General features: G+C 68.0%; 15 protein-coding genes. 8 read left to right on the plus strand and 7 right to left on the minus strand.

Features of this window, described 5'->3' with window-relative positions:
* Positions 1-111: 111 nt before the first annotated feature.
* From ACFV15_RS37100 to ACFV15_RS37115, 4 genes are read right to left on the minus strand one after another with little or no spacing between them, the layout of a single operon-like run.
* The gene (locus tag ACFV15_RS37100; protein WP_378356682.1) at positions 112-1455 is read right to left on the minus strand and encodes a pyridoxal phosphate-dependent decarboxylase family protein; all 1344 of its coding nucleotides are present in this window, start codon (positions 1453-1455) and stop codon (positions 112-114) included.
* Positions 1456-2304: a fumarylacetoacetate hydrolase family protein gene (locus ACFV15_RS37105; protein ID WP_378356684.1), complete on the minus strand. Its 849-nt coding sequence runs from the start codon at positions 2302-2304 to the stop codon at positions 1456-1458.
* Positions 2297-3175, minus strand: coding sequence for a 3,4-dihydroxyphenylacetate 2,3-dioxygenase (locus ACFV15_RS37110; protein ID WP_378356686.1), 879 nt, complete (start codon positions 3173-3175; stop codon positions 2297-2299). Before ACFV15_RS37110 ends, ACFV15_RS37105 begins: the two co-directional genes overlap by 8 nt.
* On the minus strand, positions 3168-4622 hold the full coding sequence (locus ACFV15_RS37115; RefSeq protein ID WP_378356688.1) for an aldehyde dehydrogenase: 1455 nt from the start codon (positions 4620-4622) through the stop codon (positions 3168-3170). Before ACFV15_RS37115 ends, ACFV15_RS37110 begins: the two co-directional genes overlap by 8 nt.
* Positions 4623-4744: 122 nt before the next feature.
* Here ACFV15_RS37115 and ACFV15_RS37120 point away from each other — a divergent pair, with 122 nt between their 5' ends.
* The gene (locus ACFV15_RS37120) at positions 4745-6235 is read left to right on the plus strand and encodes an aldehyde dehydrogenase (RefSeq protein ID WP_378356690.1); all 1491 of its coding nucleotides are present in this window, start codon (positions 4745-4747) and stop codon (positions 6233-6235) included.
* A complete protein-coding gene (locus tag ACFV15_RS37125; RefSeq protein ID WP_378356692.1) occupies positions 6232-6957 on the plus strand; it encodes a gamma-glutamyl-gamma-aminobutyrate hydrolase family protein in 726 nt (241 codons plus the stop codon). Before ACFV15_RS37120 ends, ACFV15_RS37125 begins: the two co-directional genes overlap by 4 nt.
* Here the strand turns inward: ACFV15_RS37125 and ACFV15_RS37130 are convergent.
* Positions 6954-7523, minus strand: coding sequence for a MarR family winged helix-turn-helix transcriptional regulator (locus ACFV15_RS37130; protein ID WP_378356694.1), 570 nt, complete (start codon positions 7521-7523; stop codon positions 6954-6956). The genes ACFV15_RS37125 and ACFV15_RS37130 overlap by 4 nt on opposite strands.
* Positions 7524-7532: 9 nt before the next feature.
* Positions 7533-8321, minus strand: coding sequence for an acetoacetate decarboxylase family protein (locus ACFV15_RS37135; protein ID WP_378356696.1), 789 nt, complete (start codon positions 8319-8321; stop codon positions 7533-7535).
* A 72-nt stretch (positions 8322-8393) separates the two neighbouring features.
* On the opposite strand from ACFV15_RS37135, the gene ACFV15_RS37140 reads away from it, so the two are divergent.
* Positions 8394-9608, plus strand: a complete 1215-nt coding sequence (locus ACFV15_RS37140; protein ID WP_378356698.1) for a glutamine synthetase family protein — start codon at positions 8394-8396, stop codon at positions 9606-9608.
* 106 nt (positions 9609-9714) lie between these two features.
* Here ACFV15_RS37140 and ACFV15_RS37145 read toward each other — a convergent pair whose 3' ends face one another.
* Positions 9715-11058 (minus strand): nucleobase:cation symporter-2 family protein, encoded by a 1344-nt coding sequence (locus tag ACFV15_RS37145; RefSeq protein WP_378356700.1) that lies wholly within the window; start codon positions 11056-11058, stop codon positions 9715-9717.
* A 128-nt stretch (positions 11059-11186) separates the two neighbouring features.
* Between ACFV15_RS37145 and ACFV15_RS37150 the strand changes: the two genes are divergently transcribed.
* The 5 genes from ACFV15_RS37150 (at position 11187) to ACFV15_RS37170 (ending at position 16496) form a co-directional block, all read left to right on the plus strand.
* Positions 11187-12002 carry an IclR family transcriptional regulator gene (locus tag ACFV15_RS37150; RefSeq protein ID WP_378356702.1) on the plus strand — a complete coding sequence of 272 codons (816 nt, stop codon included), beginning with the start codon at positions 11187-11189 and terminating at the stop codon, positions 12000-12002.
* A gap of 249 nt (positions 12003-12251) precedes the next feature.
* Positions 12252-13463, plus strand: coding sequence for an NAD(P)/FAD-dependent oxidoreductase (locus ACFV15_RS37155; RefSeq protein ID WP_378356704.1), 1212 nt, complete (start codon positions 12252-12254; stop codon positions 13461-13463).
* A gap of 1 nt (position 13464) precedes the next feature.
* A complete protein-coding gene (locus ACFV15_RS37160) occupies positions 13465-14631 on the plus strand; it encodes a 4-hydroxybenzoate 3-monooxygenase (protein WP_378356706.1) in 1167 nt (388 codons plus the stop codon).
* Between the two features lie 52 nt (positions 14632-14683).
* Entirely contained in the window at positions 14684-15409 is a 726-nt protein-coding gene (locus tag ACFV15_RS37165) for a Clp protease N-terminal domain-containing protein (RefSeq protein WP_378356708.1), read from the plus strand.
* Between the two features lie 133 nt (positions 15410-15542).
* Entirely contained in the window at positions 15543-16496 is a 954-nt protein-coding gene (locus tag ACFV15_RS37170; protein WP_378356710.1) for a hypothetical protein, read from the plus strand.
* Positions 16497-16499 lie beyond the last annotated feature (3 nt).

Raw genomic sequence — 16499 nt, forward strand, 5'->3', positions numbered from 1 at the left:
GGCGCCCCGGGGTCCCCCCCCCCCGGGCCCCAACACATCCCCCGCGGCCTTCGGCTCGGGGTCGTGTGTGTTACGGCCGGTTCCAACCGGCCGTACCACTCACGATCCCCGTCAGGGGCGGGCGAGGGATTCGACCCGGGCGTGCAGGTGCGGGAAGTGGGCCTCCTGCTCGGGTTTCATGAGGACGCTGCGCAGGATTCGGGTCGCGTCGGCGTCGGGTGTGATGGACGGGTGGCGCGCGGCCATCGCCGCCGCCGAGACGCGCAGGGTGCTCAGGAAGACCGGGTCCTCGCCGGTCATGCCCTCGTGCATGACGCGGTCCGAGACCGGGTCGATGTCGGAAAGCCTTGAGCCGGAAGGGAAGTAGCTCACGATGTCCAACGACGGGCGTTGGTACAGCGTCAGCACCGAGGACGACTCGATCAGGTCAGCCCAGCCGCGAGCCGCCCGGATCCCGGCCGCCAGCGAGCGACCGAGGCCGTCGGGCGTCGGCGGCAGCAGACGGAAAGTCAGCCACAGAGCCGCCGCCGCTGCTCCGGCACGCGAGCACTCGAGGCTGATCTCGCCCAGATGCAGGTCGTCCGACGTGAAATAGGTGTACGGCGAGTCGTGCAGGTAGAACCGCCCCACGGCCGGGTCCGCGAAGAGCACCGCGCCACAACCGTAAGGCTGCAGGCCGTGCTTGTGCGGGTCGACCACGACCGAGTCGCACGACGCGATCGCGCGCCACGGCTCAAGAGGCAACTCCGCGCCTGCCAGCAGGGTGAAGAAGCCGCCGTAGGCCGCGTCGACGTGGATGCGCACGCCGTAGCGCTCGCGCAAGGCCAGTGCCTCGTGGATCGGGTCGATCGCGCCGAGGCCGGTGGTGCCGGTCGTAAGTACGACGGTTCCGACTTTTCCGGTGAGCAGCAAGGTTTCCAGCGCGTCCAGGTCCATCCGGCCTTGGCCGTCGACGGGGACCTCGTAGCCTTCGACGCCGAGCACGCGCAGCATCCGCGGGTGCGTGTAGTGCGCCTCCGCGCTGTACGCGACCCCCTGGGAAGGGTGCAGTTCGCGCGCGACGAACAGCGCCTCCAGGTTCGCGATCGTGCCGCTGGTCGTCAGGTGACCGAGATGCTCGCCGAAGCCGAACATCGTGGCGAGCGCGGCGACGACCTCCTTCTCCATGGCGGACGTCGCGGGGCCGCCGTCGAGTGCGTGGTTGTTCGGGTTGATCTGCATCGCCGCCAGGTAGCCGACGATCGCGGCCGGGTGTGGCGGCTTCAGCATCTGGCCCGCGTAGCGGGGGTGGCCGTACGGATAGTTGTCGCCGAGCCTGGTGATCAGCTCGCCGAACGCCTTCCCGAAGTCGGCGTCGTCCACCGCGAGTGCCGGATGTCCTTCAAAGACACCAAAACTTGACGACCAGTCCTGAATGGACGATACGGCTTGCTCGACCCAGTGGCGCAGATCCACTTAAGACCTCCTCGGTGCGCGGATACCGCGGAACTCCCAGTCGCCGCCCAGTGCGGTCGACAGCACTTCCTCCGACGCGGACAGCTGCGCGCCCACGTCCGTTCGGACGCCCAGCGGGCCTTCGACGATGTGGTTGGTGAGAGTGCCGAGCCCCTCGACCTCGACCTCCACCACATCGCCGGGCTGCACCGGCCGTGAGTTGGCAGGCGTCCCGGACAGCAGTACGTCACCGGGGTTCAGCGTGATCGTCCGCGCGATGTCCGCGACGAGATAGTGCATGTCCCACGCCATCTCGTCGGTCGAGCCGTCCTGCACGACCGTCCCGTTGACGTACGTCCGCAGCCGCTTGCCGCGGAAGTCCCAGTCGGTGACGAGACCGGGACCGAGCGGGCACAATGTGTCGGATCCCTTGACACGCAACATCGAACCCGCGTCGGTGTCCCGGAAATCGTGCAGCCCGTAGTCGTTAGCGATGGTGTATCCGCCGATGTAGTCACCCGCCTCGCCGGGAGACACGTTCCGGCAGGTCCGACCGATCACGATGGCGACTTCGCCTTCGTAGTTCAGGTACTGGCACCCCTGTGGACGGACGACAGCGCCGCCGTGCGAGTTCAGCGCCGACGTCGGCTTGTGGAAATACGTCGGCGTCGCGGCCGGCGAGAGCTGGAACTCCTCGACCCGGCTGCGGTGGTTCAGGTGCACCGCGATCACCTTGCCCGGCACGCACGGCGGCAGGTGCACGGCGTCGGCGATCTTCACCCTGCGCCCGTCGGCGCACACCAGCTCCCCACCGTCCACAGTGCACTCGAACACCGCTCCGTCGAGCAGGATCCTGCGGTACTCAGGCATTCCAGCCACCCTCCGGCCGATCGAACCACAGATGCACCTGGCCGGTGCCGATCGAGTTCTCGTACTCGCCGTACCTCCGGCCGGGCGCCGTGCAGCGTTCCTCGCCCAGCGCGCCGACCATCATCAGGTAGTGCCCGAACCCGGCCTCCGGCTTGAACCGCCGGAACTCGGGCATCGTGCGGAGCACCTCGTCGTGCCTACCCTGCTCGAACCACTCGATGCGCCGCAAATCGGCATCACGGGCTTCCGGCGTCCGCACGTGGACCGGGTCGCTCGCTTCGTGGTCACGTAGCTCGCGTAGCGGCCAGAACCGATGCGAGAGCGCGCCGGACGCGATCAGCAGCACCTTCCGGTCAACGCGCGCGATGCCGTCCGCGAGCGCGCGCCCGAGCCGGAGATGGTCCTCCTCGTCGCCTGTCTGGCAGACGCCGATCGACATCCAGCGCTTGCCCTCGACACCGAGGTACTTCCACAGGTTGACCGTGGCGTAGTAGATCGGCAGGTACTGGTCGTCGATCGCGGTGATCCAGGTGCCGCGCTTCTCGGCGTGCGCGGCGACGGACTCGGCGAGCTCAGGATCGCCGGGGAAGTCGTACGGGATCCGCTTCATCCCGCGCGGCAGCTCCTCGGAGGTGTACAGCCCGGCGCGATGCTGCTGGGCGGTCACCACGAACTCGACCGTGGTCGCCCAGTGCGAGTCGAGCACGACGACCGTGTCGTAGTCCAGCCCGTCGAAGACCTCCGCCCGCAGCTGCCGCAGGCCGCGCACGAGCGTGGTGTCCTGCCCGTTGTTCAGGTCTCGCCGGGTCTCCTCCGGCAGCACGATCGTGGGAACGTGGGAAAGGAGCCCGGCACCGACGATTTCACCCATGTAGGAAGCCTCCCGGTGCGGTAACGGTGTTTTTCAAGTCGCAGTAGAAGTCGAAACTCCAGGTCCCGCCTTCCCGGCCGATGCCGGACTGGCGGGATCCGCCGAACGGTGCGCGCAGGTCCCGGACGAAGAAGCAGTTCACCCAGACGGTCCCCGCCACCAGTTTCCCACTCACCCGGGCCGCCTGCTCCTCATCGGACGTCACGATCACGGCAGCCAGCCCGAATTTCGTGCCGTCGGCGAGCGCGACCGCCTCCGCTTCGGAGTCGAACGTCTGCAGTGTCAGCACCGGCCCGAACACCTCTTCGGTGACGATCTCGGCGTCCGGCGCGACATCCGTGAGCAGTGTCGGCCGGTAGAAGAGCCCGCCGAGGTCGGTGTTCGGCCCGCCGCCGAGCAGCACCCGCGCGCCACCGTCCACCGCGCGCCGCACGAAACCGTCGACGCGCGCGAAGTGATCGGGGTGGATCTGCGGCCCGATGTCCGTTCCGGCGTCGCGGGGATCGCCTTGCCTGAGCCGGGAAGCCTTGTCCAGCAAGCGCTTCTGAAACTCGCCGACAACGTTGGCATGAACCAGCAGCCGGGTACCGGCCAGGCAGACCTGGCCCGCGTTGTCGTACTGCTCGACGGCCAGCTCGGCCGCCAGGTCGAGATCGGCGTCCTCGAACACGATCAGCGGTGACTTCCCGCCGAGTTCGAGACTGAGCGGCGTCAGGTTGGCCGAGGCGGCCGCCGCGATGCTGCGCGCGGTCGGCACCGAGCCGGTGAAACTGATCCGCCGCACACCCGGATGCGACACCAGTGCGGCGCCCGCTTCGTGCCCCAAACCCTGCACCACGTTGAAAACCCCAGGCGGCAGCCCGGCTTCCGCGGTGATGTCGGCGAACAGTGACGCGGTCAGCGGTGTCCACTCCGCCGGCTTGAGCACGACGGTGTTCCCAGCCGCGAGCGCGGGCGCGATCTTCCATGTCGCCAGCATCAGCGGCGCGTTCCACGGCGTGATCAACGCGCACACGCCGGCCGGGTCCCAGCTGACGTGATTACGGTGGCCGCGGGTTTCGAAGTCGGGATGGTCGAGTTCGTCAAGCAGCCAATCGGCGAAAAACCGGAAGTTATGGGCCACTCGGGGTATCACTCCGCGGCGGTGCGAGCGGATCAGCGCGCCGTTGTCGGCGGTTTCGAGCTGTGCCAGCTCCTCCAGACGCGCCTCGACACCGTCCGCGATGGCGTGCAGCAGCTCGGCTCGTTCCTTGCGTGACGTCGCAGCCCATGCCGGGAAAGCTTGCTGTGCCGCGGAAACGGCGGCGTCGATTTCGGTGGCGCCACCCTGGGAAATCTCGCCCAGCGGCACACCGTCGAGCGGGCTCCTGTCGATGAAGGTGGTGGGGGAGCCGACTCTCTCGCCACCGATCCAATGGCGGGTGTCCACCTCGGGCAGGTTCGACACGGGACTGGCCTCCATATCGTTTGGCTCCAAATAATCTATCAGATGAATAGGCGCAAGCTATTACCGAAATGCGCGATTCCGGAGTACCGTTTGCCTCCAAACAAACGCTCCGGAGGGCAGCGATGACAACGCGTACTCATGCCGAGTGGCTGGCGGCCGCTGAACGTGTCGTCCCGGTCACGGAGCACCACATTCGTGGCGCCGCCGAGCCGGGAGGCGGCGCCACTTTCACCATCCGGTCGCCACGGGACGGCAGCGAGCTGGCCAAGGTCGCCGACGCGGGCACGAAAGAGGTCGACCTCGCGGTCGAAGCCGCGCGCTACGCGTTCGACCGCGGCCCATGGCCACGCCTCGCGCCGATCGAGCGCGGCCGTGCGCTGCTGCGGATCGCCGAGATCGTCGAGCGGCATCGTGAAGAGCTGGCGTTGCTGATCAGCCTGGAGATGGGCAAACCGGTGGTGGAGGCCGACGCCATCGAGCTGCGCGCGGTGATCAACACCTTCCGCTGGTACGGCGAGCTGGCTGGCAAGCTCGCCGACGAGGTACCGCACACCGCGCCGGACGCGCTCGCGCTGGTCACCCGCGAACCGGTCGGCGTGGTCGCCGCGGTCGTGCCGTGGAACTTCCCGCTGACCATGGCCGCGTGGAAGCTCGCGCCCGCGCTGGCCGCCGGCTGCACGGTCGTGCTCAAACCGTCCGAGCGCTCACCGCTCTCGGCGCTGCGGCTCGCCGAGCTGCTCGTCGAGGCCGATCTCCCGCAGGGTGTCCTCAATGTCGTCGCTGGCGACGGCCCGACCGTCGGCCGCGCGCTGGGCAGGCATCACGAGGTCGACGCGCTCGTGTTCACCGGCTCGACCGCGGTCGGCAGGCATTTCCTGCGCTACGGCGCCGATTCCAACCTCAAGCGGGTCTGGCTGGAGCTCGGCGGCAAGTCGCCCAACCTCGTCTTCCCCGACGCGCCGGACCTCGGAGCCGCCGCCGCGACCGCGGCATGGGGCATCTTCTTCAACCAGGGTGCGATGTGCACGGCGCCGTCGCGGCTGCTGGTGCACCGGTCCATTGCGGACGAGTTCACCGACGCCGTCGTCCGCCGCGCGGGCGCACTGCGCGTCGGCGACCCGCTCGACCCTGCCACGCAAATGGGGCCGCTGGTCACCCTCGAACATCTCGCGATGGTCCGCGCGCACATCGCGTCCGGGCTCGCCGACGGCGCCAGGCTGCGCACCGGTGGCGAGCCGGTGCAGCACGAACTGGGCGGCTGGTTCCTCGAACCTTCCGTCTTCGACCAGGTCGGCCCGGACATGCGCATCGCGCGCGACGAGATCTTCGGCCCGGTTCTGGCGGTACTCACCTTCGATACCGAGGAGGAGGCGGTCGAGTTGGCCAACGCGAGCGACTACGGGCTGGCGGCGGCGGTGTGGACGGCGAACCTGAGCACCGCGCATCGGGTCAGCCGCGCGCTGCGGGCGGGCACGGTCTGGGTGAACTGCTACGAGGAGGGTGACTTGACCGTCCCATTCGGAGGAGTGAAACAGTCCGGCAACGGCCGCGACAAATCGGTGCACGCCTTGGACAAGTACACCGAACTCAAGACGACGTGGGTTCAGTTATGAGACCGCTCATCGCGTTGCCCGCGCGGTTCGCGGCGTCGGCTTCGGCACTGCGGTTCCGCGCCGAGGTCGTCGCCCGCTCGCTGGCCGAAGCCGTTTTCGAGGCAGGCGGCGAGCCGGTCATGCTGCATCCGCACGCGCCGCGCGGCGTCGCGGACTCGATCGAGATCGCCGAACGCCTGGCACGCTGCGACGCGCTGCTGCTGCCGGGCGGCGGCGACATCGCGCCGTATCGCTACGGCGCGGCCGTCACCCATGACGCGGTGTACGACGTGGACGCCGAGCAGGACGCGTTCGACCTCGCGCTCGCCGCGCACGCGCTGAACGTCGGCCTGCCGACGCTGGCGATCTGCCGTGGCATGCAGGTGGTCAACGTGGTGCTCGGCGGCACGCTGCGCCAGGACATCCGCGGGCACAAGCACGTGGTCCACCTGGCCGCGGTGAAGGCGGGGACGCTGCTGGAGGCCACGGTCGGCTCCGACTCGATCCGGGTGTCCTGTTTCCACCACCAATGCCTGGATCGGCTCGGCGACGGTCTCGTCGCGGGCGCGCGCACCTGTGACGGGACGATCGAGTCGGTCGAACGCCCCGACGGGCCCGGCTGGTTCCTCGGCGTGCAGTGGCATCCGGAGGACACCGCGCAGTTCGACCCGGCGAGCAAGGCGTTGTTCCGCGCGCTGGTGGCCGCGGCCGCGATCAAGCCCGCTGTGTCCCGCGTCGGTTAAGCGGGTTTGCGACGGCCGCCGCGGCGCGGGGGAGTGCCTTCGGCGTGCAGCTCGGATCGGCGCTGCTCGCCCTCCTCCTCGACCTGCGAGACGATCTTGCGCAGCGCGCCGGCGAGGCGCTTGCACTCGGCCGTCGACAGGCGCGAGGTGACGAACACTTCCTCGCGGTTGAACGCCGGGAACAGCGTCTCCATCAGCTCTTCGCCCTCTTCGGTGAGCGAAAGCAGCACGAGACGGCCGTCGGTGGCGTGGCGCGTGCGCACCACGAGCCCGCGCGACTCCAGCGTCTTCACCACGCCGGTCAGCGTGCCCTTGGTGATGCCCGCTTCCTCGGCGACGTGCCGGGTCTCCATCTCGCCCCAGATCCACGAGACCCAGAGCACCACGAACCCGGTCCAGGTGAGGTCGGACGAGCGCAGCACCGAGTTCTCGAAGTGCAGGCGGACCGCGGCCGCCGCGCGATGCAGGTTGGCCGCCGCCTGCATTTGCTCCCAGAACAGCGGGATGTCCCCGAGCTTGGCCTGGACGGCGCGCTCGGTCTCGGAGAGCTTGTGGTGCCCGGTCACCCGCAGACCCTAACCCGTGAGGCGCGTGCCGCCATCCCAAGTCACGCCGACTTGCCGGTAGTAGGCGGCGATCGGTTCCCTGATGACCAGCCCGGCGAGCTCCTCCGTCGGCGATTCGAAGAGCGTGAGGTCCGCGTCGGCCGCCCACGGCGTGCCGCCTTCGAAGCTCGCGGCCCCGCTCTCGATGAGCTCGTCGAGCGCCAGGCCACCGCCCTTTTCGATCGACGGCAGCCAGCGGTGGTGTGCCATCGGGTGGCCGTTGACGAAACCGTTGGTCTCGGCGGGTTCTCGCAGCGTGACGACGGCTTCGGCGAGCCTGCGGTCACCCGCGGCGAGTGTCGCGCCGAAGCGTGCGCCCGGTTCGATCCGCGGTGCCGGGCCGTACGGATGCGGGCGCGTCAAGTGGATCGAACCGAGTTTCTTGGGGTAGCCCTGGTGCAGGCCGCGCGCGATGGCGAAGTCCTTGTCGACCCAGATGTAGACGCACCGGGAGTACGGTTTGCCCTGGTAGGAGCATCGGACGACGGCGAAGCACTCCTTGTACTGCGCGCGGACCGGGTCGAGCAACTCCTCGCGGGAGTCGCCGCAGGACTGCCAGTCGGCCCAGATCAGCGCGACGGCGCCGGGGTCTTCGGCGGCGGGCTCGAGCGGCGACGGCAGCAGTTCGGCCACCCGTTCCGGGTCGGTCCGATATTCGATGGTGAGCAGGTCGCCCGAGTAGTGCCAAGGTGGGGACGGCACCAGCGAGGCGCGGCCGGTGGCCGACTTCGGGGTGAAGAAACCGCGAACCTCGGCCACATCGCCTCCACAGCTTGTCCATGTGCTCGGTGACAGCATATCGTTTGGGGCCAAACCTTTGGGAGGGTTCAGGTGGATCTCGGCGGAGCGGACCTGGTCAGAGTGCTGTGGAGCGATCTGCACGGCGTCGCGCGCGGCAAGGAGGTCACGGTCGAGGAGTTCGAGCGGGTGGTGACGCACGGTGTCGGCTTCTGCCAGGCGCTGATGCTGACCGACCTGGCCGCCAACCCGCTCGACGCACCCGAGACCTCCGGTGGTGGCTGGCCGGACGCCGTCGCCCGCCCCGACGTGACCACGCTGATCGGCTCCGCGGACGTCGCGTTGTGCCTCGCGGACATCTCCGACACGCATGGCGAACCGCTCACGTTCTCGCCACGCGACATCCTGCGTGCGCAGGTCGCGCGGTACACGGAATGCGGCCTGTCCCCGGTGGTCGGCCCCGAGCTGGAGTTCTACCTGTGCCGCCGCGACTCCGGCGGCTGGGCGCCCTACGGCGAGCGCGACACGGCCGGCTACATGGTCGGCACCGCGCACGACCCCGAAGGCATGATCTCGCAGCTGCTGCGCCGCTGCCGGGCCATGGGCCTGGGCGTCACGGCGGGCAACCACGAGTTCAGCGGCGGCCAGTTCGAGCTGAACCAGCACCACTCCGACGCGCTGGACGCGGCCGACCGGGCGTTCCTGTTCAAGTACGTGGTCAAGGAGGTCGCGTCCGCGCACGGCCTGCTGGCGACGTTCATGGGCAAACCCTTCAACGACCGCGCCGGCAACGGGTGCCATCTGCATGTGTCCCTTGTGGACCCTTCGGGCCCGCCGCCACTCGACGCTTTCCTCGCCGGGATCCTGGCGCACGCGCCGGCGTTGACCGCCTTGCTCAACCCGACGATCACCGCCTACAAACGCCTCGGCGACGGCCTGGCGCCCGTCACCGCGAACTGGGGCCCCGACGACCGCACCGCCTACGTCCGCATCCCGCCGGAAGGCGGCCGCGTCGAGGTCCGCGGCGGCGACGGCTCGGCCAACCTCTACCTGGCGATCGCAGCGGTACTCGCCGCAGGCTTCGACGGCATCCAGCACGACCTGAAACCCCCCGCGCCCGGCGAAGGCGACCCCCTGCCCAAGTCCCTCCCCGCGGCCCTGGACGCCCTGGAAGACGACAAGATCTTGGTCGCGGGCCTCGGCCCCCGCTTCGTCGAACTCTTCGCCGCCCTCAAGCGCGCCGAGTTGGCCCGCTTCGCCCGCACAGTCACCGACTGGGAGTTCCGCGAGTACTCCTGGCTCCTCTGACCCGGGGAAAAAAATCCCAATGTGGCTTTCGTCAGCTCAGAGCTGACGAAAGCCACATTGGCGTGCTGAAACCTGACCAATGCCGCATTGGGATTTTTTTCCCCGGCTAGACGGAGACCAGGTCCGGGTCGGAGCGCCGCGAACCCAGGTGGTTGAACAGCAGGTTCAGCGTGAACGCGAGTACCGCCGTGATCGTGATCGGGCTCCCGCAGATCGTCTGCAGCCACGACGGGAAGTTCTTGAAGAAGATCGAGTTGCCGAAGCGGTCCAGCGCGACCGCGGGCAGCATGCCGACGCCGATCGACACCGCGACCACGAAAGTGTTGTGGTTACCCGAAAACTCCACCTTGCGCAGGTTCTGCAGTCCGACGGCCGCCACCATCGCGAACATCACCACGGCCACCGCGCCGATCACCGGTTCCGGGATCGCCGCGATGAACGCGCCGATCTTCGGGACCAGGCCCATCAGCAGCAGCACCCCGCCGGTCACCGCGACCACCCACCGCGAACGCACGCGGGTCATCTGCACCAGCCCGACGTTCTGGGCGAAAGCCGTGTCGGGGAACGAGTTCATCACGCCGCCGAGCACCGCGGACAGGCCGTCGGTCGCGAGGCCGCGCGCGAGGTCGGCGTCGCTCACGGGCTTGCCGGTGATCTCGCCGACCGCCAGCAGGTCGGCCGTCGACTCGGTGTAGGTCACCAGCATGACCACGCACATCGAGAGCACGGCCGCGATCGGGAACGTCGGCGGTCCGAAGTGGAATGGCGACGCGAGCCCGAACCACGAAGCCGACGAGACGCCGTCGAGGTGCACGAGTCCCATCGGGATCGCCACCACCAGGCCGAGCGCCAGCGCGACCAGCGGTCCGATCTGGTTCGCGAACCCGCGCAGGAACCGGGTGAACAGCACGACCAGCGCGATCACGCCCAGCGCCAGCAGGATGTGCGACGGCCGCGCGTAGTCCGGTGACTGGGTGTCGTGCCCGGCGATCATCGCCGCGCCGGGCCCGATCAGCGAAACACCGATCACCACCAGCAGTGTCCCTGACACGAGCGGCGGGAAGAACCGGACGAGTTTCGCGAACGGCCGCGCGATCAGCAGCCCGAACACACCGGACGCGAGCATCGCGCCGTACACCGCCGGCATGCCGTACTGGGCGCCGATCATGATCATCGGGTTGACCACGCTGAACGTCGCGCCCGCGACCACTGGCAGCCGGATGCCGAAGATCTTCCACACGCCGATCGCCTGAATCAGCGTCGCGATGCCCGCGACCAGCAGGTCCGCGTTGACGAGCAGCGCGATCGTCGCCTGGTCCAGCTTCAGCGCGCTGCCCACGATCAGCGGCACGGCGACCGAGCCGGCGTACATGATCGACATGTGCTGCAGGCCCAGCAACGTCAGCCGCCCGAACGGCAGCACTTCATCGACGGGGTGTTTCTCGACCATGACGCCTCCTTTCACCGAAGCCAACGCCTCGCGCGTGACGGTAGCGTGTCCCGGCGATGGTGATCGTGTTTCCCGAGGTGTCCACCTGGGCAGGATCATTCGCCCGTTAGGGCGGCTAACCTGGCTCTATGCGGCACAACGCAGCCCGCCCGCCCTCGGTGGCGGAGCGTGTCCTCGATCTTCTCGGCGCCTTCACCTCGGACCGCCCAAAGCTGACGCTGTCCGATTTGTCCCGCCGGGCGGGCCTGCCGCTGTCCACCGCCCATCGCATCGTCGCCGAACTCGTCCGCCGCGGCGCGCTCGAACGCGAGGAAGACGGCCGCTACCGCGTCGGACTCTGGCTGTGGGAAGTCGCGTCGCTCTCGCCGCACGGGATGAGCCTGCGCGAGAGCGCGATGCCGTTTCTCGAAGACCTCTACGAGGCGACCCACCAGAACGTCCAGCTCGCCGTGCTCGACGTCCCCGATGTCGTCTACCTCGAGCGGATCTCCGCACGCGGCGCGGTCAACGTCGTGTCGCGCCCCGGCGGCAGGCTCGCCGCGCACGCGACCGGCGTCGGGCTGGTGCTGCTCGCGAACGCGCCCGCCGAGGTCCAGGAGTCGGTGCTCGCGGCGCCGCTCAAGCGCTACACCGCCAAGACCATCTCGTCGCCCGCGAAACTGCGGCGCGTGCTCGCGGACGTCCGGCGTGACGGTTACGCGATCAGCGACCGCCAGATCGAGCTGGTCTCGGTGTCGGTCGCCGCGCCCGTCTACGGCACAGATGACACAGTCGTGGCCGCGATTTCCCTGGTCGTCCCCGCCGAGGGCACCGACGCTCGCAGCCTGGTCTCCGCCGTCCGCGCGGCCGCGCGCGGGATCTCCCGGTCACTCGGCGCGCCTCGCGCCGCCCGGATGCCGGCTTCCGCTGAGCGGAAGTCGCGGCCCGCCGAACGCAGCCCCTGAGCATGCTGTGAGCAACCCGAGGTCGTGTTCCTTAGGTCTCGTTCGATGAGAGTCGAGATCCAGGTGGTTCCTGGCGGTGCCGCGGAACCGTACTCGTACCGGGGTTGTACGCGTGCGGTTCCGCGGTGCCGCCAGGGGCCGCCTGGGCTCGGCTATCGCGAACACGGACCTAAGAAACGCGACCTGGACCACTCGCACGGGCTAGCCGGGATGTGCTCAGATGAGGGCTAAGAACCGAGAGGAGCAACAATGACAACGGTCCTCGTCGCCGGTGCGGGACAGAGTGGGTTCCAAGCCGCCGCTTCGTTGCGGGACAAGGGTTTCGGCGGGCGGGTCGTGCTGATCGGCGACGAACCCGGCGTGCCGTACCAGCGCCCGCCGCTGTCGAAGCAGTATCTGCAGGGGACCGCCGGGGTCGACGCGCTCCATCTGCGTCCCCAGGATTTCTTCAACGACAAGGACATCGAGCTCGTCGACGGCCGCGTCGCCGCGATCAACCGCGCCGAGTCGACCGTCACGCTCGAAGACGGCACGTCGCTCGCGTACGACCACCTCGTGCTCGCCACCGGTGCGCGCAACCGCCCGCTCCCGGTGCCCGGCGCGGACCTCGAAGGCGTCCTCGGCCTGCGCACCCGCGATGACGCCGACTCGCTGCGGACCGCGCTGGAGCAGGCGAAAGACGTCGTCGTCATCGGCGGCGGCTTCATCGGACTGGAGTTCGCCGCGCACGCTGGCCGCCCGGTCACGGTCGTCGAAGCGCAGGACCGGCTGCTCGCGCGCGTCGCGACCCCGGAGATCTCCGCGCACTTCGCCACGCTCCACGAGCAGGCGGGCGCGACGCTGATCCTCGGTCACGGCGTCACCGCGCTGCACGGCGACGGCAAGGTCGAGTCGGTCGAGCTCACCGACGGCCGCCGTCTGCCGGCAGATCTCGTGGTCATCGGTGTCGGCGTGCTCCCCGAAACCACGCTCGCCGAAGAAGCAGGCCTCAAGGTCGACAACGGCATCGTCGTCGACGAGCACCTCACCACCAGCGACCCCAAGATCTTCGCGGTCGGCGACTGTGCCAACTTCCCGTGCGTGCACGCCGGCCAGCCAACGCGCCTCGAGTCCGTGCAGAACGCCGTCGACCAGGCCCGATGGGTTGCCGCAACCATCACGGGCGCACCGGCGCCGTACGACAGCGTCCCGTGGTTCTGGACCGACCAGCTTGGGAACAAGCTGCAGATCGCCGGCATCGGCACCGGCGCGGACAACCTGCTGGTGACCGGTGACAAGGACGCGGGCAAGTTCTCCATCCTGGCGTTCCGCGACGACGTGCTGATCGCCGTCGAGTCGGTCAACCGCCCCAGCGATCACGTATCCGCCCGCCGTCTGCTCGCCGCCACCAGGCCGGTGACGCTCGACGAGCTGCGGGCGGCCGAGTTCGATCTCAAGGCATTGGCCAAATCTAGGAGTTAGCTTGCGTACACAGGTCGGCATCGTCGGAGCGGGCCCCGCGGGGCTCGTGCTCGCTCACCTCCTCCACCTGGAGGGCATCGAGTCGGTGATACTCGAAGCCCGCAGCCGCGACTACATACGCCAGCGTGTGCGTGCGGGGGTCTGCGAGCATCCGACGGTCGAACTGTTCCGCCAGCTCGGGCTCGCGACGCGCATGGACGCGGAAGGCCTTGTGCACGAAGGCCTTTCGCTGCGCTTCGGCGGCGAGGATCACCGCATCCCGCTGACAGAGCTGACCGGAAAGTCCATTGTGGTCTACGGCCAGCAGGAGATCGTCAAGGACCTGATCGACGCCCACGAGGCACGCGACCAGCCGATCCACTACGAGGTCTCCGACGTCAAACTGTCCGAAATAGACACTGAACGCCCCCGCGTCACCTACCGGGACAGTGAAGGTGTCTCACGGGTTCTGGAGTGCGACGTCATCGCGGGCTGTGACGGCTTCCACGGCATCAGCCGCCCGGCGATCCCATCGCAGCAGGCCTTCGACCGCGAGTACCCGTTCTCCTGGCTGGGCGTCCTCGCGCAGACGCGCCCCTCCGACGACGAGCTGATCTACGCCCACCACGACCGCGGCTTCGCGCTGCACAGCATGCGTTCGCCCGAAATCACCCGGCTCTATCTCCAGGTCCCCAACGGCGACCGCATCGAATCCTGGTCCGACGACCGCATCTGGTCCGAATTGGACACTCGGCTGGCCGCGGACGGGTTTTCCCTGATCGAGGGCCCGATCCTGGACAAGAACATCGCGCCGATGCGCAGTTTCGTGGTCGAGCCCATGCAGTACGGCAGGCTCTTCCTGGCAGGCGACTCGGCCCACATCGTCCCCGCGACAGGCGCCAAAGGCATGAACCTGGCCATCGCCGACGTGCTCGTCCTGTCGCGCGCGGTGAAGGAACTGTTGCTGCACAAGAACTCCGAGTCCGCGTCGGCTTATTCGGAGACTTGCCTGCGCCGAGTGTGGCGGGCCGAGCACTTCTCCTGGTTCATGACGACCATGCTGCATATAGACCCAGCGGCCGACCCGTTCCAGCGCCGTCTCCAGGTCTCCCAGCTGCGGTACACGGTCAGCTCCAAGGCTGCCGCGACCAGTCTGGCCGAGAACTACGTCGGTCTGCCCTTCGGGTGACCTGGTCAACCCAGGGTTGACGCACGGTGGATCGTCAACCTACAGTTGACGCATGAACTCACCGGTCCGATTGGACGAACTCATCACCTACATCAAGAAGCAGCACACCGACGGCGACGCACTCGCCCAGTTGTCCGACGCGGTGCTGGTCGCGGACAACCTCGGCGAGGTCGCGGATCACCTGATCGGCCACTTCGTCGACCAGGCAAGGCGTTCCGGCGCCTCCTGGACCGACATCGGCCGCAGCATGGGCGTCTCGAAGCAGGCAGCCCAGAAACGCTTCGTCCCCAAGGAACCCAGCCTCGAAGAGCTGGCCAACACCTTCGGCCGCTTCACCGACCGCGCCCGCAAGGTGGTCATCGGCGCCCAGGCCGCGGCCCGCAACGCCTCCAACAACCACATCGGCGCCGAACACCTCCTCTTCGGCCTCCTCGGCGAAACGGAAGGCCTCGCCGCCAAGGCGATCGCCGAGTTCGGCTTGCCCATCGAAGAGGCGATCCCGAAGGTCATGGACTCCTTCGACCCGCCATCCGACACGATCGCCGACCAGCTCCCGTTCGACGTCCACGGCAAGAAGGTCATGGAGCTGACGCTCCGCGAAGGTCTGCGCCTCGGTCACAATTACATTGGCACGGAACACATTCTGTTCGCGATCCTGGAGCTTGGCGAAGGCCGGGCTTATGACTTGCTGAACGAATGGGGCGTGACCAAGGAGGCGGTCGAGCCGTGGACACTGCAGATCTTGGCCGCGATCGTCGAGGGCCGGAAACTGAGCTGAAGCCAGCACTGCTCGCTGTCTTGGTCGCTTTGGCAGTGGTTTTGCTGATCTAGTTATCCACACCTGGATACCCCTGTGGACAACTAGATCGCGCGGCCCGGTGGTACCCGCTCGGACTGGCATCGTGGCTCGAGTGACACGTACCAAGTGGAGCGGAGCTCAGGAATTCCTCCTGAAAGCGAGCGATCACGGCATTATCCGGGTGAGCACGCTTACGGCGATGGGGATGCCTGCGGGGACAGTGACCAGGCAATGCCGGCCTGGTGGTTCGTGGCAGTTGATCCTGCCCGGCGTAGTGTGCTTGTTTCGGGCTCCGCCGAGTTGGCGTCAGATGCTCGCGGCCGCCGTGGCATATGGAAGTCCAGATGCGCTGATCACCGGACTCGCGGCTTGTCGCGGTCATGGTTTGCGAAACATTCCCCGCGACCGTCTCGTGCATATCCTCATCGACCATGAGCGTCGGCTGAAGGACCACGATTTCGTGTTCGTCGAGCGAACGCGGCGAATGCCGGAAGTCGTGAGAAGAGAAGGGGTCGCGCTCGCACCGGCTACCAGAGCGGTGTTGGACGCGGCTAGGCGAATGCGTGAGCTGGAGCCGGTGCGAGCACTACTGACTGAGTCGGTGCAACGGCGTTTCAGTACGGTTGACCGGCTCGAGCAGGAATTGGCGGCCGGTAGCGGGCGGGGCTCCGCGATTGTGCGGCGAGTGCTCAGGGAGATGGAACCCGGTGCGCACTCAGTCGCGGAAATAGATGCGACGTATGTGTGGTCGCGAAGCGGGCTGCCGCCACCTTTGTGGAACAAGCGGTTGGTCAACGCGCAGGGTGACTACATAGCCAAGCCGGATGCGTGGTTCGACGAGGTCGGCCTCGCTTGGGAAATCGACTCGCTCGCGTTCCACTCCGGTGCCGACGGCTTTGTTACAACCGTGAGGCGTGACAACAAGTACGCGATAGCCGGAGTCCAGGTCTTACGGACTTTGCCCACTGATCTGCGTTCGGCACCTCGTGCGGTCATCGCCGAACTGCGGGCTGCGTATGCCGCGGCCGCCAGCCGCCCACGACCCGATGTCAAGGTTGTGGATTGAAGT

It is taken from the genome of Amycolatopsis sp. NPDC059657 (assembly GCF_042734395.1).
GTDB lineage: Bacteria > Actinomycetota > Actinomycetes > Mycobacteriales > Pseudonocardiaceae > Amycolatopsis.